General features: G+C 63.8%; 14 protein-coding genes. 6 read left to right on the top strand and 8 right to left on the bottom strand.

The window, feature by feature from the left end; all coding sequences use genetic code 11:
* Positions 1-8: 8 nt before the first annotated feature.
* Positions 9-992, bottom strand: coding sequence for an arsenic resistance protein (locus HTZ84_RS03605; RefSeq protein ID WP_174679426.1), 984 nt, complete (start codon positions 990-992; stop codon positions 9-11).
* A 196-nt stretch (positions 993-1,188) separates the two neighbouring features.
* On the bottom strand, positions 1,189-1,392 hold the full coding sequence (locus tag HTZ84_RS03600) for a VNG_1110C family protein (RefSeq protein WP_174679425.1): 204 nt from the start codon (positions 1,390-1,392) through the stop codon (positions 1,189-1,191).
* 237 nt (positions 1,393-1,629) lie between these two features.
* Here HTZ84_RS03600 and HTZ84_RS03595 point away from each other — a divergent pair, with 237 nt between their 5' ends.
* The 5 genes from HTZ84_RS03595 (at position 1,630) to HTZ84_RS03575 (ending at position 9,806) form a co-directional block, all read left to right on the top strand.
* Positions 1,630-2,739, top strand: coding sequence for an OBG GTPase family GTP-binding protein (locus tag HTZ84_RS03595; protein WP_174679424.1), 1,110 nt, complete (start codon positions 1,630-1,632; stop codon positions 2,737-2,739).
* A 111-nt stretch (positions 2,740-2,850) separates the two neighbouring features.
* Complete coding sequence (locus HTZ84_RS03590) at positions 2,851-4,047, top strand: MFS transporter (protein WP_174679423.1); 1,197 nt, start codon at positions 2,851-2,853, stop codon at positions 4,045-4,047.
* A gap of 126 nt (positions 4,048-4,173) precedes the next feature.
* Complete coding sequence (locus HTZ84_RS03585) at positions 4,174-5,844, top strand: Na+/H+ antiporter NhaC family protein (RefSeq protein ID WP_174679422.1); 1,671 nt, start codon at positions 4,174-4,176, stop codon at positions 5,842-5,844.
* A gap of 48 nt (positions 5,845-5,892) precedes the next feature.
* Entirely contained in the window at positions 5,893-6,687 is a 795-nt protein-coding gene (locus tag HTZ84_RS03580; RefSeq protein WP_174679421.1) for a VOC family protein, read from the top strand.
* A 593-nt stretch (positions 6,688-7,280) separates the two neighbouring features.
* The gene (locus tag HTZ84_RS03575) at positions 7,281-9,806 is read left to right on the top strand and encodes a BGTF surface domain-containing protein (protein ID WP_174682521.1); all 2,526 of its coding nucleotides are present in this window, start codon (positions 7,281-7,283) and stop codon (positions 9,804-9,806) included.
* Between the two features lie 489 nt (positions 9,807-10,295).
* Here HTZ84_RS03575 and HTZ84_RS03570 read toward each other — a convergent pair whose 3' ends face one another.
* From HTZ84_RS03570 to HTZ84_RS03560, 3 genes are all read right to left on the bottom strand, one after another.
* Positions 10,296-11,717 (bottom strand): outer membrane protein assembly factor BamB family protein, encoded by a 1,422-nt coding sequence (locus HTZ84_RS03570; protein WP_174679420.1) that lies wholly within the window; start codon positions 11,715-11,717, stop codon positions 10,296-10,298.
* Between the two features lie 132 nt (positions 11,718-11,849).
* A complete protein-coding gene (locus HTZ84_RS03565) occupies positions 11,850-12,053 on the bottom strand; it encodes a DUF7576 family protein (RefSeq protein WP_174679419.1) in 204 nt (67 codons plus the stop codon).
* A gap of 285 nt (positions 12,054-12,338) precedes the next feature.
* Positions 12,339-13,622, bottom strand: a complete 1,284-nt coding sequence (locus HTZ84_RS03560; protein WP_174679418.1) for a Cdc6/Cdc18 family protein — start codon at positions 13,620-13,622, stop codon at positions 12,339-12,341.
* A 646-nt stretch (positions 13,623-14,268) separates the two neighbouring features.
* On the opposite strand from HTZ84_RS03560, the gene HTZ84_RS03555 reads away from it, so the two are divergent.
* A complete protein-coding gene (locus HTZ84_RS03555; RefSeq protein ID WP_169332647.1) occupies positions 14,269-14,445 on the top strand; it encodes a DUF7563 family protein in 177 nt (58 codons plus the stop codon).
* 210 nt (positions 14,446-14,655) lie between these two features.
* On the opposite strand, the gene HTZ84_RS03550 is transcribed toward HTZ84_RS03555, so the two are convergent.
* The 3 genes from HTZ84_RS03550 to HTZ84_RS03540 all read right to left on the bottom strand — a co-directional run bounded on the left by HTZ84_RS03550 (position 14,656) and on the right by HTZ84_RS03540 (position 18,001).
* Positions 14,656-14,904 (bottom strand): Sec-independent protein translocase subunit TatA/TatB, encoded by a 249-nt coding sequence (locus tag HTZ84_RS03550; RefSeq protein WP_126661461.1) that lies wholly within the window; start codon positions 14,902-14,904, stop codon positions 14,656-14,658.
* 301 nt (positions 14,905-15,205) lie between these two features.
* Complete coding sequence (locus HTZ84_RS03545; protein WP_174679417.1) at positions 15,206-16,576, bottom strand: FAD-dependent oxidoreductase; 1,371 nt, start codon at positions 16,574-16,576, stop codon at positions 15,206-15,208.
* Between the two features lie 129 nt (positions 16,577-16,705).
* Positions 16,706-18,001, bottom strand: coding sequence for a DUF389 domain-containing protein (locus HTZ84_RS03540; RefSeq protein WP_174679416.1), 1,296 nt, complete (start codon positions 17,999-18,001; stop codon positions 16,706-16,708).
* Between the last annotated feature and the right edge of the window lie 25 nt (positions 18,002-18,026).

Below are 18,026 nucleotides of genomic sequence, written 5' to 3'. Positions count from 1 at the left end.
CCCCGAGATCACCCCGGCGCCCGGTCGAGGCGATCCCAGCCGCGGGCCTCGATTCGGCGCAACAGGTTCGCGACCACCGACAGCAGCGGCAACTCGAGCAGCGGGCCGATCACCAGCGCGAGCGCGATCAGCGGTTCGTGCGGGAAGGCGACGACGGCGATGGCCAGCGCCGTCGGCGAGTTTCGCGAGAGGACCGTACAGTTGAAGCAGGCGACCTCGCGATAGGAGAAGTCGAGCAGCCGGCCGATCGCGAGCCCGAGCGAGAAGTTGACGGCGTAGAACGCGAGCAGCGGCGCCGCGAGCAGGACCAGCACGTCCGGCCGCTCGAGGACGAGTCGTCCCTGCGAGGCGAACATCGCGGCGACCGCGAGCGCGAGAAAGACGATCTGGACGGGCCCGAGTTTCGGCAGGAAGACGTCCGTCAACCACCGGCGACCCCGCAGCGCCGTCAGGCCGTACCGCGCGACGGCGGCGAGGACCAGCGGGACGACCAGCACCAGCGCGATCCCCTCGAGGAGGATCCTCAGTCGGAGGTCGACGAGCGTGCCCGCGAACGCGTAGAGGTAGACCGGGAGCAAGACCAACTGGAGCACGAGGTTGTACGGCAACAGCGACGTCGCCAGCGGGACGTCTCCGTTGGCCAGATCGGTGAAAACGAGGTACCAGTCTGTACAAGGGGTGACGAGCAACATGAGCAGCCCGACCCACAGCGCCGGGCGATCGGCGAGGAAGACGGCGCCGAGCGCCACCGCCAGCAGCGGGTTCCAGACGAAGTTCACCGCGAGACTCGAGCCGACGACGCGGCGGTTCCCGAAGGCCCGCCGCAGCCCCTCGAGGGGGATGCCGGCGAAGGAGGCGAACAGCATCACCATCAGGAACGGGAAGATGAGCCGGTCGGCGAGGGCGGGGACGCCGGACACCTGTGCGGCTCCGAGACCGACGGCGATCCCCGCCATCACGAACAGCGTCTGAAACCGTTCGAAGACGTTCACGACCGCAGCTACGGCCGGTTCCACCGAATGCGTGTCGGTCTCCCTCGAGTCCGCTCGTAGAGCGACCGCGAAACTGAGAGGGGGCGAAAAGCGGGGCGTGAAGACGCGAGCAGCGAGACGAACACCGGGGAACAGCGGACGAGAGACGACAAGAGAGGCGAGAGACGAGGATCGGAGTTGCGACCGTGACGCGATCTTAGCGCATCGTGACGCCGCGGCGCGCGAGGTACTCGCTGGCGGCCTTGATCTCGACGGGGCTCCCGATGACGCGACACTGGCGGTCTCCCTCCGGGACGACCGTTACGGTAAACTCGTCAGAAAGCGGTGGCTCGACGGCGTCGAGGGTCTCCCGAGGGAGGACGATCTGCGTGCTGTCGCGAAGCCGCGCCGCGTCTGGCATTACCGAAAGGTCAGCCGGGTATCGTTTATACCCGTCGAAACCGCCGCCGGTAGTCCCACGGGTCGGCCGACCGGCGTCGATCGAATACGCACGAGGGCCCGTCATACGACGGCGTCCGTGCCGTTTGCCGATCGGTCCGGACACCGGTCGACCGGTTCGAACGCTCGACGGGAACGGCGACCGTACGACGGCGCGCATGGAAAGTGTTTTTCGGCGCGGGCGGTTGGATACTGACAAATGGGGCTCGAGGAGGAGATCGAGGAGATCGAAGAAGAAATCGCCAACACGCCCTACAACAAGTCGACGGAGGCCCACATCGGCCGGCTGAAGTCAAAACTCGCGGAGAAAAAGGAGAAGCTCCAGAACCAGAGCTCTGCCGGGGGCGGCACCGGCTACTCCGTCGAGAAACACGGCGACGCCACCGTCGCGCTGGTCGGCTTTCCGAGCGTCGGCAAGTCGTCGCTGCTGAACTCGCTGACCAACGCCGACAGCGAGACGGGCTCCTACGAGTTCACGACGCTGGACGTCAACCCCGGGATGCTCCAGCACCGCGGGGCGAACATCCAGATGCTGGACGTTCCCGGGTTGATCGAAGGCGCGGCGTCGGGGCGTGGCGACGGGCAGCAGGTGCTGGCGGTCGTGCGCAACGCCGACCTGATCGTCTTCGTCCTCTCGGTGTTCGAGATCGACCAGTACGACCGCCTGCAGGAGGAACTGTACGACATCAACATCCGCGTCGACCGGGAGCCGCCGCGGGTGACCGTGCGGCCGAAGATCAAAGACGGGATCAAGATCACCTCGAGCACGGACCAGGACCTGGACGAGGAGACGATCAAGCACGTCCTCCGGGAACACGGCTACGTCAACGCCGACCTGAACCTCCAGGAGAACGTCACCATCGACCGGCTGGTCGACGGCCTGATGGAGAACCGCGAGTACATCCCCTCGATCACCTGCGTCAACAAGGTCGACCTGATCGAACCCGACTACAAGGAGACGGTCGACGAGCAACTGCGCGAGCGCGACCTCGACCCCGAGGAAGTCACGTTCATCAGCGCCGCGAAGGAGAAGGGCCTCGACGCGCTCAAGGACCGCATCTGGGACAACCTGGGGCTGATCCGCGTCTACATGGACAAGCCCGGCCGCGGCATCGACTGGGAGGAACCGCTGGTCATCGAGCAGGGGGCGACCGTCGGCGAGGCCATCGAGAAACTCGGCGGCGAGATGGAAGAGCGGTTCCGCTTCGCCCGCGTGAGCGGCCCCAGCGCCACCCACGACGAACAGCAGGTCGGCACGGAACACGTCCTCGAGGACGAGGACGTGCTGAAACTGATTCTGCGCCGGTAGGTTGTTTCACAGGAACGCCGACGCGACGCACCGTTATCGCGAGCCGGCGTCCGGATAACAACACTGAAGAAGGCGACCGAGAACCCACACCATAGGTGACGCTTACTGCCCGTGCGCTCTATTTCGAAACCGAAACGCGTTATTAGCGACCTCTCGAGCGACGGCCGCGGAAAGATACTCCTCTCCGTCGCCTTCGGCTGGTTCCTCTCGATCAGCGTCCGGATGATCTACCCGGCGTTGTTGCCCCATATTCGCGGCACGTACTCGCTTACGCTCACGACGTCCGGCCTGCTCCTGTCGGTGCTCTGGATCGCCTACGCGTTCGGGCAACTGCCGGGCGGCATCCTCGCCGACTGGATCGGGGAGCGTCTGCTGTTGATCGCGGGGTCCCTCCTCGCGGCGGCGATGCTCGCGCTCGTCATCGTCGTCAACTCGACGATCCTCCTGTTCCTCGCGACGGCCCTGTTCGGCGGCGGAACGGCGCTGTACGGCGTCTCTCGGTTCACGATCCTGAACAAGATTTACCCCGACCGACTCGGCACGGCGACGGGCGCGACGATGGCCGCCGGCGACGTCGGGAACGCGGTGATGCCGCCGGCCGCCGGGTTCATCGCGACCGCGCTGGCCTGGCAGTACAGCTTCGGCGCCGCCGTTCCGCTCTTTCTGATCGCGGCTCTCAGCCTCTGGCTAACGCTTCCGAAACAGCCGTCGACGTCGACGTCACTGAGCGAGTCCCTCGACCTCGAGGGCATCGTTCCGACGCTGTCGCAACCGACCGTCCTCCGTGGGACCGCGCTGCTCGTCCTGTGGGCCGTCATCATCCAGGCGTTCATGGGGTTCTACCCGACGTATCTGATGGACGTAAAGGGGCTCTCGGCGCGGGTCGCGAACGTCCTGTTCGGCTTCTTCTTCGCGCTCGGCATCCTGATGAAGCCGGTCGCCGGACGGGCCTACGATAGCATCGGCGTTCGGGCGCCCCTCCTCCTGATCATGGGATCGGCCGGTCTGGCGCTTCTCGCGCTCCCCTTCGTCGGGGAGGTGTGGCTCTTCGGTCTGCTGACCGTGCTCGCGAGTAGCCTCCTGGGATTCGAAACGATCGTGATCTCCGATCTCACCCAGCGGCTGCCGGACGGCACGCAGGGGACGAATCTGGGCGCGCTCCGGACGGTCTACCTCGCGCTCGGCGCGCTGAGTCCGCTTCTCTTCGGAGCGATCGCCGACTTGGGGTACTTCGACGAGGCGTTCGTCGGTATCGCCGCTCTCGCCGGCGTCGTCGTCTGTATCGTGTTCGTCTCGGTCGATTACTAGCACGGCGCGTGGAGCGGCGTCCTCGAGGAAGCGTCCTACCAATCACCGAGAGTTCAAAACTGCGTACTATTATCGGATGATACTACAATCAGTGGCATTATCACGCAGTCGACCTACCGATAACGTATGTCCGACTTCGGAGCGCTATCGCTCATTCCGCCGCTGCTCGCGATCGGGCTCGCGATCGCGACGCGGCGACCGATGCTCTCGCTGTTCCTTGGCATCTGGTCGGGTGCGGTAATCTACACCGAGAGCCTCGGCATCGCACAGACGTTCGACTGGATCACCGGCGCGATCATCGCCGACGACGGCTTCCACGTCCAGATCCTGCTGTTTACCATCCTGCTGGGATCGGGCGTCGCGCTCATCTGGCGCCTCGGCGGCGCGACCGCCGTCCGCGAGTGGGCGACGGCCCGTCTCGGCTCCCAGCGGGCGGTCGGAGTGACGACCTGGGGGCTCGGGATGGCTATGTTCTTCGACGACTACGCCAACACGGCCATCGTCGGCTCCACGATGCGCGAGATCTCCGACCAGCTGCACATTTCCCGCGAGAAACTCTCCTACATCGTCGACTCGACGGCCGCCCCCGTCGCGACGATCGGGCTCTCGAGCTGGGTCGCCTTCCAGCTCTCGCTGATCAGCGAGGCCTACGACGGACTCGGGGCCGAGGGAGCGCCGACGGCCTTCGAGACGTTCTTTCGGTCGATCCCGTACAACACCTACGCCCTGCTGGCGATCGTGATGGTCGGCATCATCGTCATCACGCGCCGGGACTACGGCGAGATGCTCGACGCCGAACACCGCGCGTACTCGACCGGCGCGGTCAGCCGCGAGGACGCCCAGCCGCTGCAGGAAGTCCAGAAGGACCTCGGCGAACCGATCGAGGATCGGCCGATGCTGCGGACGTTCTTCGGGCCGGTGGTCGTGCTCATCGCGGTGACGCTCGCGGGCGCGTTCTGGACCGGGTACCAGTCGTGGACGTCGACGCAGGCCGAGGCGGGGGCTCCGACGACGATCGAGGGTGCCCTCGGCGAGGACGGGTTCGTCCAGGTGTTCGTCGACATCGTCGGCGCCGGGGACTTCGCCGCGGCGCTGGTCTGGGGCTCGTTCGCCATGGTCGCGACCGCCATCGCGATCGGGATCGCCTACGACCTGTTCGATCTCGGCACCGCCGTCGACACCGTCCTCGACGGGTTCCGGCTCATGCTGACGGCCGTCACGATCCTCGTGCTCGCGTGGACGATCAGCGCCGTCGCGGAGGAACTCGGGACGGGCGACTACGTAACGGGGATCGTCGGCGACGCGATCCCGGTCGAGTTGCTTCCCGTCGTGATTCTGTTCGTCGCCGCCTTCATCGCGTTCACGATGGGCTCGTCGTGGGCGACGATGGGGATCGTCACGCCGATCGCCATCCAACTCGCCTACGACCTCACCGGGACGTTCGATATCATGCCGGTCGTCGTCGGTGCGGTCTTCTCGGGCGCGATCTTCGGCGACCACGCCTCGCCGATCTCCGACACGACGGTGCTCTCGGCGACCTTCACCGGCGCGGACCTGATCGATCACGTGCGCACCCAACTGCCCTACGCCGCGACCGTCATGTTCGTCGTCGTGATCTGCTACCTGCTCAACGGCTACCTCGGCCTCTCGCCGCTGTTCTTCCTCCCGCTGGGCGTGGCCCTGCTCGTCGTCCTCGTCCGCGGCCTCTCGGAACTCGACGCCGCCCGCAAGGGACTCAACCCGGTCGCCGCCGACTCGCTCAAGGAGGGCGCCGAGTCCGACCGTCGGACCGAGTAGACCGCCGCCTTCGCCACGCTTTTTGGGGTCGCAGGCGTCGTTTCGCGTATGGACGGAACGCTCGACCACACGATGATCCGCGTCTCGGATCTCGAGGAGTCGCTCGACTGGTACCAGACCCACCTCGAGTACGAGGAGAAGGATCGCTTCGAGGGCGACGGGTTCACGATCGTCTACCTCGGCCCCGAGGAGATGCACGACGAGGGCGCCATGCTCGAGATCACCCACAACGAAGGCGAGGAGCCGGAAGTGGGCGACGCCTGGGGGCACATCGCCGTCCGCGTTCCCGACGGCGAACTCGAGGACTACTACCAGCAGCTGCTGGACGAGGGCGTCGACGATTACCGCGATCCCGAGTCCTGCGGCGGCGACTACGCCTTCGTCAAGGATCCCGACGGCCACGAGATCGAAATCGTCCAGCGCGACCCCGACGAGGGGGCGCTCTGGTCGATCGACCACACCATGATCCGCGTCGAGGACGCCGACGAAGCACTGGGCTTCTGGACCCGCAAGTTCGAGTACGACGAGGTCGGCCGCTGGGAGGCCGACACCTTCGCGAACTACTTCGTCGAGCCCCGCGACGCCGCTCCCGAGGCGATGTCCGTCGAACTCACCTACAACTACGACGGCCGTAGCTACGACACGGGCGACGCCTGGGGCCACCTCTGCGTCCGCGTCGACGACCTCGCCGAGGACTGGGAGGCCCTGCTCGAGCGCGAGGCGCCCGACTACCGTGACCCCGAGAGCAACGACAACATGTACGCCTTCACGAAAGACCAGGACGGCCACGAGATCGAACTGATCGAGCGCGACCTCGAGGCCGACTCGCTGTTCCCGTTCTGAGGGCGTCGCGGTCCGCTACGGTCTCGCATCCGCTGGCCGAGTGACTGTTGAGTTCGGATTCGCTTTTTATTCGGTGCTGGGTCCGACTGGTTTCTGATCGTTATTCTGGTCCGCTTGAATTTCGTTCTTCAGATAAATCATTCGCGCGCTACGCGTGCAACCGGAATATGGAACGGTAACTTGTGCCAGCAATCAGCTGCTACGGGAGTAATAATCCCTTACGAAGAAGTTCGCCGAATTTGATTTGAACTGTGCCGGGTATCGTTCGCTCTCTCCGTCAAGGACACCGCGGGCGAGTAGCAATCACCCCGGTAGCAGGACGCTGCGGGACGGCATTTATAAGTAATATTCTGTTAGAGCTGTAATTCAGAGATCGATTGGTATCGCGAGCCGATCGTCGAAAGTCGACGCCGTCCCGCGATTTATCTCGGATTACTCAATATAATGGACCAATGACTCATACAGAAAACTTATTACGGGGTACTTTATAGATGGAGATACCCCTACCCGGCGCGGACAGTACGAGCATCGTGCTGTCCGTATCCGTCCGCATCGCACGCTAACCAACCCGACAAAACAACAAGACAACATAAATGACAGACAACGCAACCATTCGCGAAAAGGGACGCGCAGTAGTCCTGGCCGCGCTTATGGTGTTCTCCGTTGTTGCCATGTCCGCTGCATTTGCAGGCGGCGCGGCAGCAGCACAAGATAGCTACGGTGACGATGGTGACGTAAACGATGGTAACACACAATTAAACAACAGTGACCGACTCTTCCAGGGTCAGGTCGGCTATGTCCTCAACGATAGCGTTGGTGTTAGCACTGATCTATCGAACGCTAGCACTGTCGAACTCCACGACGAGGACGGCAACTGGGTCCGTGACCTCGACGTGAAAAAGGCCGGTGCCGATCATGACTTTGTCGCGGAAGATGAACTGTACATCGAGGTCTCGACTGAGATCCTTGATGGCAGTTCGTACAATGTGACTGACGAGGACGAGGTTAACGTCCAGTTCGATGTCAGCACGCACACGCTGACCTCGGAGTTTACTGACGATTCCGTCACTAATGCTAACTCCGGTACCAGCACCGAGCTGTCGATCGACTCCGAGCGCTCGGGCATCACGACCGAAGTGAGTGCCGAGGGCCTCGACCACAAGGACCTCTGGAGCATCTTCGGCGACGGCAGTACGCTCGACGACGGTAACGTTACCGCTGCAGAGGGTGTTGCTTACGTTGACGCCGAAGAAGATTCGATCGTTCTTGAGGGTCGCGAAGACTTCAACGCTGACTTCGACGGCATCGAGGCTGGTGAATACGAGTTCACCGCATCGGTGACTGACACGACGGCCGAGGACACGGCGACGATCCAAGTGTCCGAGATCGACGAAGACTACTACTTCAGTAACGTCGAATCCGTCTCCGAAGGCGAAATTGCAGAGATTACCCTCGGTCTCGAGGGCGCCGACACTGCATCCGTTGTCCTCGGTGAGGACGACACCTTCGCTGCAGCAGTCACAGTGAACGACGTCTCCGGCGACGAGATCACCCTTGAGTACAACACGTACAATAACGAGTGGGACATCGCCGACGACGACTCTGACGCATACCTCACTAACGAGAAAACCAACGACGCGCTCGACAATGGTAACGACTCCCTGCCCGCATGGAACTGGGATCTGACTCTCGGTCAGGGCCTTGATACCCAGAACTTCACGCTCAACGAGGAACACGACCGTGACGTCCTCACCGTGAGCGATTACGCGGGTGTCGGTGACACGACGAGCTACACTGCACCGGCTGATGCCGGTATCCACGGCGACTACGAGGCCTACGACGAGGCAACCGTCACTGAGACGGACACCTTCGCCGTCGAAGATGGTATCGTCGTTGCCCTCGAAGACTTCGGCGCTGACGGGGCCGTCGCGGCCAACGGCTCGGACCTCCTCGACAAGGAAGGCGTCAACATCGACGTTGCTGAGCAGACTTCCGGTCCGATCAACAACGCAGAGAACTGGAGTACGAACGCAGGCGACCTCGACGCTGAACTGATCACGACTGATCTGGACAGCTACGATGGTGACCTGCTGGTCACGCTCGACCCTGCTGGCAACGCCAGCTTCGCAGCTGACCAGAGCTACGACGTGACGGTGACCATCGACGCTGAGACCAGTTCCTTCATGGACGCCGACGAGGATGACGACTACGAGCAGGAGTTCGAAATCTCCTTCGAGGACCGTGAACTCTCCTGGGACGAGATCGACTCGCTCCCGGCTGAAGACGGCGCAACCGCGTCCGGTACGACGACGGTCGCCCCCGGTACGGACCTCAGCGCAAACGCTGACTCGCCGAGCGACGAAGGCGGCTTCGTCGACTACACGAGTGCTGTCGTCAACGACGACTACACGTTCGACGCTGAATTCGACCTCGCAGGCGAAACCCCTGGCGTTCACTTCGACCTGACCGCCAACGAGGACACCTCGGTCGCCTCCCCGGCTGACGCCGCTGTCCTCGAGGACGTCCAGCTGACCGCTGCCGACGAGCCTGAACCCGAAACGGACGTCGACGTCTCCGCTGAGTACGACTCCCCGATCACGACCGAGGAGTCCACCGACATCAGCGCGGTCGTTACCAACAACGGTGACACCGCGCAGACCGTCGACGTTGAGCTCACCTTCAACGGTGAGACCTACACCGAGGAAGGCGTCGAAGTCGGCGCTAACTCGAGCGAGACCGTCACCCTCACCACCGTCAACGGTGAGGACCTCGACGCCAGTGACTACGATCTCACGATCTCCGTCTCCAACGAGAACGTTGACGCATCCGCCGACGGTACGCTGACCGTCGAGGACGCATCCGAGAACGGTGCCGAGAACGGTGCCGAGAACGGCGACGAGAACGGTGCCGAGAACGGCGACGAGAACGGTACCGAGAACGGCAACGAGAACGGTGCCGAGAACGGCAACGAGAACGGCGACGAGAACGGCAACGAGAACGGCAACGAGAACGGTGGCGAAGACGATGGCGAAGACGACGGTACGCCCGGCTTCGGCATCGCTGTCGCCCTCGTCGCGATGCTCGCTGCCGCCATGCTCGCGCTCCGCCGCCAGAACTAATCACCGCTAACTAACTACCGGACTTCGTCCGGTCCTTGACGCACATTCCATTTTCTTTCGCGCGCTACATCCGATAGCGACGGCAGTCGCCGAATCAACGGCCCGTTTTGTCTCACTGTTAGACGAGCGCTCATCCGAGATGTGTAACCGAAGGTCCGAGTGACGCTATCGAGAATTCGCCGAACTGACGACGCGCTACACGATATAGCGCTGCTATACGTATCTCGAGGGGAATTAGCTGAATTCTACACACGCTGCGACGGTCGCCACTGAGATCGAACTCGAGTGGCTCATTATCGAACCGAGCACCAGCAGAGACTGACCGAACAGCGACCACCGTCGGCTACTTGCTGGAAACCGAGACAAGAATTCTTGAACGCCGATATCGTGCTACCAGAGCTCTCTGTGAGGAGAACCGGTTCAGAGAACTTTCGTTGCTCGAAGCGTGAAGGAACTAGAGACGATTGAGACGCGTAACTCCAGCAGCCGTCACTCGTCGCCGACCAGACAGTACCCGTGTCCCGGTTCCTCGAGGATCGTCTCCCTCTCGTCGTCGTAGTAGTTCGAGAAGACGGCCCGTTCCGCGTAGTAGATTCGCCCGTCGACGGGGACCGGCGCACTGGTAACTCGACCGCGGTTCGCAACCCGCCAACATCGATTGCCGGTCTCCTTGTCGAGGGCGTACAGGTGCGAATCGTAGGAGCCGGCCAGCACCGTTCCGGCAGTGACCGTCAGCGCGCCGATAACGCGGCCGCCGACGTCCGCCGACCACAGCTCTTCCCCCGATTTAGCGTCGATCGCGTAGACGTAGCCGTCGTCATTGCCCATGTAGACGACATCTTCCTCGATGTCGACTGCGGGGTTCGACATGATAGAGCGATCCGTGTCGAACGACCACACTTCCGAGCCGTCCTCGAGATCGAGACAGTAGAAGGTCTCGTCCCAGCTGCCGACGTAGCCGTAGCCGTCGTGTGCCGCGACGGTGCCCTTGATCTGGGCGCCCTTGCGAAAGGCGCCGCCCGCTTGTTCCTCGCCGTCGGCGTCGGTCTGGAACGACCACGCGAACTCGAGAGAGGGAAATTCCCAACAGTAGACGACGCCGTCGTTCGACCCCGCGAGGATCCGTCCCGTCTCGAGATCGATCGTCGGTGAAGGGTGGGGCTGGCCCCAGATGCGGTCGTCGCTCCAGGTCGGCTCCCCCGTCTCCGGATCGATTTCCCAGAGTGCGCCGGAAGATGGTGCGCCGTATTCGGCGATGATGTAGAGCCGCCCGTCGTAGTAGGCGGGACTCGAGCCGATCGCGAGCGTTCCCTCGAGGTCCCGGGAACGAGTCCGCCAGACGAGGTCGCCGGTTTTGACGTCCAGCGCGTAGAGGTCACCGTCGTAGCCGCCGATGTAGGCGGTGTCGTCGATCACTGCCGCCGAGCCGTGGAACCCTTTCTCCGTCGCGCCGGTCCGGGTCGACCACTGCAGTTCCCCCGTCGGTGCGTAGGCGTATACCCAACCGGTGTCGCCAGCGAAGATTATCGTCTCAGCGTCGGGCGTCGGGACGGGGCTCGACTTGGCGGCCGTGTGGCCGACGTAGTTGAGCGGGAACGTCCAGTTGACGCTCACCGAACTCGGGACGACTTCGTCGGGGAAGTAGCCGAGTCGACGCAGTCCGCGACGGAACAGCGAGACGTCCGTCTCCGGATGCGTCGCGTACTCGGAAACGGAAGCCGCGGGTTTAGCGGTCCCGCAACCGGAGTCGTCGTCGCTCGGGTCGACGATCGTACCGAGAGTGTCCACTGTCTCGGAACAGCCGGCCAGCCCGGTGACCGCGGCCGCGCTACCGAGACGAAGTAATTGTCGTCGGGACGGGACGTGTGTTCGCGCCCGCCCGTGATCCGCAGATCGTTTCGTCGAATCCATTAATAATCTGTTGCTGTCAAGAACTGCTGTTGACAAAAACATCTCGATCGCGCCAACTCCAGCCGATCGAGAGTAGAAGGCCGGCGAAGACTCACATGAGGATTCGATCTACCGAGGTGATCTGCAGTTCGGCTACTGATGGTGTCTCTCGCGGGCCGCCTGCAGACACTCGTCGCTGCAGTAGTGGTACTGGAACACGTCCGCCCCGTCGCGGACGCGCCACGTCAGTCGCCGGTCACGGGGCCCGATTTCGCATTCACAGGTGCGACACGCCGTCGTCTCGCGGAGTCGGTCGTGACTCGAGGGTAGTTCGGGTCCGTCGTAGCGGTGTTCCATACGGTGACTGGACAGTCAACCGACTAAGACGGTCGGCTGAATTACTGGACATCTTATATATGCCGTCGTTTCGAGTTGTCGAATTTGGCGGGCGAGGACGGTGACCCTCGAGACGACGGCCTGGTAGGACACCCCTCGTTTTCAGTGAACCGGTTGCTGTCGTAGCGATCCGGAGCGGGTAGACACCCCTCGTTTTCAGTGAACCGGTTGCTGTCGTAGCGATCCGGAGCGGGTAGACACCCCTCGTTTTCAGTGAAAGCCGCCGGCAAACAGCAGCGAGATGCGTTATATCGAGGATTCGGAGAGCGCGTCGAGAACGTTGCGCTGGTCGCTCGTAGACTCGAGGCAGGCGCTCATCACGACGTCGGGATCGTGCAGCAGGCGGTGGGTCCGGTAGCTGCCCTGTCCCTTGCCGCCGCCGGTGTGTCGGCTCTCGGTGATCTCCGGCAGCGTCCACTTCTTCATCAGATCGAGGACCCGCTGGTGGGTCAGCGATTCGCCGGCGACCACGTCAGCGACGACGCAGTAGGTGTCGTAGACTTCGCCCGTCGAGAAGGAATCCGAGAGTTTGGACTTCGTCAGGTACGCCAGCGCGTAGAGGGCGTAGCGAGAGTGAGGTGTCCCGTTCTTGATGACCTGAATAGAGCGGTTGAGATCGCTGTACTCGTCGGCCTTGCGCACGTGGTCTTCGGTCACTCGATCGCTGCCGTCCTTCTCCGCGAGTTTGCCGGCCGAGCGGAGGATGTCCAGCGCTCGGCGGGCGTCGCCGTGGTCGCGGGCGGCGAGCGCCGAGGCCAGTTCGATCACGCCCGGTCCGAGGACGCCGTCCTTGAACGCGTCCTTGCGGCGCTCGAGGATCGCCTGCAGTTGGGTCGCGTCGTACGGCGGGAAGATGATCGGATCGTCCTGGAAACTCGAGGCGACGCGCTCGTCGGGCGCGTCGGTGTAGTCGGTCTTGTTGCTGATCGCGACGACCGCGATGTAACAGCCCGTCTTGCCGGCCTCTTCGGAGCGAGAGAGCTTCGAGAGAATTTCGGCGGTATCGTCACCGAGTTTGTCGATCTCGTCTAAGATCACGATCAGCGAGTCCGAGTCGTGGAGGAGGCCGTCGCCGTCCCAGAGCGCGTCGTAGTAGCGACTCGCGCCGACGCCGTCCTTGGGGATGTAGCGGTCGGGATCGATCGCGTCCCGGACCTCGAAGGCCATCTTGCGGGCGGCTCGCGTCTCCGTGTTGTACTGATCGCAGTCGACGTACGCGGCGGTGAGATCGGTCTCCTGCATCTGGGCGATGCCGCGTGCGCGGCCGGTGACGTGTTTGGCGACGAGCGACTTGCCGGTCCCCGTCTTCCCGAAGAGGAAGCCGCTCTCGGGCGGATCGCCGAAAGCCGCCGGTTTGAGTAGCGCCTCGACGGTCTCGATCTCGCGGTCGCGGCCGACGATGCGGTCCTTCTGGGGCACGTGCTGGGGCCGGAGGAGTTCCCGACGACGGAAGATAGACGTCGTTCCGTCCGCCATCGGATCGTCCTGGAGTTCCTCGATCGAGGGCGTCGGGATCGGATCAGTTCCCATTAGCGAAGACTTTCCCGACGCGAGTGATAAACGCACCGAACCGGATTTTCAGTGAAAGACTCGAGACGGGCCACGAGAGTGAGTGACTCACTGATCGGGTCGCGGACGGCGACGGCACACACACCCCTCGTTTTCAGTGAACGGCCGCGTAAGTGGGGATCCGTGATCCGCTCTCAGCTCGAGTCCCTTGATCGCGTTATTATATTATTTATTGTATCGGTAAAGTAGTAGTGTAGTAGTAAGCCAACAGATCCTGAAAACGGTCTTTAGGACGCGCCACTTTCGCTCAGCGTTTTCTTTATACTACTGCTCGATCTTCGCACCCACGGGTTTTCGCTTTCACTGAAAACGAGGGGTGTGCCCGTCGTCGTTCTCCGTCCCGGTCGCTCGAGTCGAATCGACGACTGGTGTTACACCGGGGTCTCCGCCGGAATCGCTGTACGCGAGTAGCAAGAGCGGTGCGTCTCAGGTCGCCCACAAAGTCCTGACGTCGACGCGTCCCTCCCAACAGCAGCACGGACTCCGCGTATCGCCGCGTTCGAGTACACTCGAACAGACAGCCACCGACTTCCGGCTACTCCCATCAACAACTTATGAAAACCACCGATATGTTTATCGGCGTTTGCTCGAATGCGTGACGTAACTCATGCCAAGGTGTGGCAACTGCGACGCGTACGTGACGAGCGACTTCGTTCGGGTGTTCGGCGTGAACGACGAGGTCCACGGCTGTCCGAACTGTTCGACGTACCGCGAACTCTCCGGCGGCGACGGCGCGGTTCGCGAAACCGAGACGGAACGCGAGGTCGGCGAACTCCACGTCTGAGCGACTGCGACCCGTTTTTTCGCGGCGGCGCCCTCGCCCTCGAGTCGTTACCGTTCGCTCTCGCGTTGTCGGAACAGGCTACCGCTCGAGCGCGCCGGCGAGTGCGGAGGCTGCGTTCGATGGAGAACACCCTCGCAAACGCGAGGGTGGAAACGACATTGGGCGCGAGGATACGGGATCGCCGATCGACGGCCCTTCTCGAGCGCGAGATTACGACTGCGTCTCGGTCGCCGTCTCCGTCTCGACGTCGGGGGCGGCGGTAGCGGCGTCGTTTCGGTACTCCTCGAGTTCCTGCTCGACTTTCGCCTGACCTTTCTTGAACTCGCCGGTCGATTCGCCGATGGACCGCGCGAGTTTCGGGATCTTCTGTGCGCCGAACAGCAGGATCGCGACCCCGACGATGATCAGCAGTTCCGGGGCCCCGGGCGTCGGGACGAACAGCGGTGCGATCGATGTCACGTCTTCACTGCCTATCGGTGTGCATGTAGTCTTTTCCTCTCAACGGATCGGTTCCGTTCCGCGACCGCTCGGTCCGCTCGTCCGTCGTCACGGGTGCTTTCGGCACGTTATCCGCCGAATCCGGCTCGCTCACCAGTTCGTTCCCCGGGAGCGCGCTCGAGCGCGACCGGATACTGACGCTTCGGTCGGCGAAAAAGACAGTGACGCTTCGGTCGGCGAAAAGACAGAATCGACGTACGACATACCCCGAGATCTCCCGCTTCGTACTCGAGCGCTAGCCAGCGCGCGTTGAACGGCGTGCTCAGTCGTCGGCCGCGGCCGGTTCGACTTCTTCGATACTCGAGTCGGCGCGCTCGAGGTCCTCGAGGTACTCGTCGGCGTCCAGCGCGGCCTTCGAGCCCATGCCCGCAGCGGTGACGGCCTGCTGGTAGTGGTAGTCGACGACGTCGCCGGCGCCGAAGATACCGGGGACGTGGGTCTCGGTCTGGCCGCCGCCGTCGCCGCCCTTCGTCTTCAGGTAGCCGTCGGCGTCCATCTCGACGCCGGTGCCCTCGAGGTACTCCGTGTTGGGCGTGTGGCCGATCGCGAGGAAGACGGCGCCGACGTCGAAGTCGAACTCCTCGGTCTCGGGGTCGTCGAGTCGGTCGGTGGGGTGGCCCTGATCGTTCTCGACGAGGGTGACGTGGTCGACGCCCTCCTCCTGGGAGCCGTGGACCTCGACGAGTTCGGTGTTCTTCATGATCTCGATCTCGCCCTCCTCGACCTTCTCCTCGACGCGGTCGACCCAGTAGTCCTCGGCGCGGAACTCGTCGCGGCGGTGGGCGATGTAGACGGTGTCGGCGAATTTTGTCAGGAAGGTGGCCTCCTCCATGGCGGCGTCGCCGCCGCCGACGACGAGCATGTCTTCGCCGCGGAAGAACGCGCCGTCACAGGTCGCACAGGTCGAGAGCCCGTAGCCCATGAGTTCGTCCTCGCCGGGGATGCCGAGCGTTCGAGCGCTGGCGCCGGAGGCGGCGATGACGGCGTCGGCCGTGTAGACGTCGCCGTTGGTCAACTCGACGCGGAACGGGCGGGTGTCCGCGTCGACGGACTCGATGATGCCGTTTTTCAGCTCGGCGCCGAACTGTTTGGCCTGCTCTTTCATGTTGTTGACCAGTTCGGGCCCGCTGATCCCCTCGGGGAAGCCGGGGTAGTTCGCGACGTCCGTGGTGAGGGTGAGCTGGCCGCCGGGCTCGTCGCCCTCGATGACCAGCGGCTCGTTGTTCGATCGACCGGCGTAGATCGCGGCGGTGAGGCCGGCGATCCCGGTGCCGGCGATGATCAGTTTGCGGTGCTCGAGGATCTCGCCGTCCTCGGCGCCGGCGGCTTCGCCGCCTCCGTTTCGATGCCCCTCCGGCGCATCGCTCGCGATGCCGAGCTTTTCGTCCAACTCGCCCGTCTCGTTGAGCGCGCTGGTGTCGTCCCAGCCGCCGATGAGTTCGTCGTCGATGAACACTTCGGGCGCGGTCTTGCGGCCGTCGGCGCGTTCGACCATCTCCTCGAAGAGGTCGTCGTCGCCCGTGACGTTGTACGTCTCGTACTCGACGTCCTTGCTATCGAACAGGTCCTTTGCCTTCTCGCAGTACGGACAGTCCTCCTTGGTATAGATCTCGACGCGAGGCTGTTCGCTCATGTATCAGGGTTGGGATAGAGCGCCTAAACCCCTTGCGTTCTCAGCAATCTCGAGCGGTTGCTACGACGCACCGGTGCCGTCGTTCGATCTCCGCTCGCGGTCGCGAGGCGTCTCGCGTCTCGCTATTGACTACGAGGCCTGTGGGGCCCCGCTCTCGACGAACTCGACGGTCACGGCCACGTCGCGGTCGGTCCGGTCCTCGAGGCCGGCCTCGAGGGTCGAGACGAGGGTCGGATACGGAACGTCGGCGGGTCGCTGGACGACGACGGTGACCGCCGGCTCGCCGTCGGTCCCGGGACCGACGAACTCGGTGCGCACCTCGACGAGCTCGAGGTCGTCGTACGCCTCGTCCTCGAGGACGGTCCGCACCTCGTCGTTGACGGCGTTCTGGTGGCTCACGTACTGGCCGATGACCAGCCCGCCGGCGGCGAAGACGAGCATGCCGACGACGGCGGCGATGAGGAGGGTATCGAGCCACTCGCCGGGGACGTTGTCTCGGAGCGATCCCCGCGTCCAGCCGTCGGGCCGGTAGCCGAGATACCAGAAGACCGCGAGGCCGGCGAAGAGGATCGACGTAGCGTTGACGGCGACCAGCGCGCCGGCGCCGACGGCGACGGTCGTCTCGCCCCAGGCCAGCCCGATGCCGACCGCCGCGGCCGCCGGGATGAGCGCGACGGCGATCATCACGCCGACCAGCGAGACGGGAATCGCCGTCGCGAGGCCGAACGCGCCGGCGGCGCCGGCGCAGACGCCGACCACGAGCGCGAGCAGCCCCGGCGAGATCCGGTTCTGGACCTGCACGATGGCCGTGATATCGATCGTCGAGGGAACGACCCCACCGGACCGGACCAGCCACGCGAACGCGAAGGCGCTGGCGATGGCGACGACGAGCCCCATCGCCAGCGAGGTGAGTCCGCCGGCGATCATGTCGCGGTCGTCGAGCACGAGGCCGACGGTCCCCGTCAGCGCGGCGCTGACCTGCGGCGCGATCACCATCGACCCGACGACGATCGCCGGCGAGTCCAGCAGCAAGCCCGCCGTCGCGACGATCGCGCTCAGGACCGTCATCGCGTAGTAGGTGACGCGACCGGGCGTCATGTTCAGCGCCCGCGTGCGGATCTCCTCGCGGGCGATGCTGTCGTCTTCCTCCTGTCCGTTGACGTACCGTTCCTCGAGCTCCTCGATTCGCGGTGTCCGGGCCGTCTCGATCGAGGAGACGACGATGAAGTCGTCCTCGACGCCGGCCTCGCGCAGCGACGTGAGCACGCTGTCGACCGCCTGCGTCGGGACCGGGAACGTGACGAGTTCGCCCTCCCCTCGGTCGCTGCTCTCGTTCGTTCGAACGTAATCGAGGCCCTCGTCCTCGAGCACGTCGAGCGCCGCGTCCCGCGTTTCGGCCGGGACGAACACCTGCAGTAGTCGCACTGGCGACGGAGACGAGTCGTCGCGT

This window comes from Haloterrigena gelatinilytica, assembly GCF_013342145.1.
GTDB lineage: Archaea > Halobacteriota > Halobacteria > Halobacteriales > Natrialbaceae > Haloterrigena > Haloterrigena gelatinilytica.
This window is presented reverse-complemented; position numbering and strand designations above follow the sequence as displayed.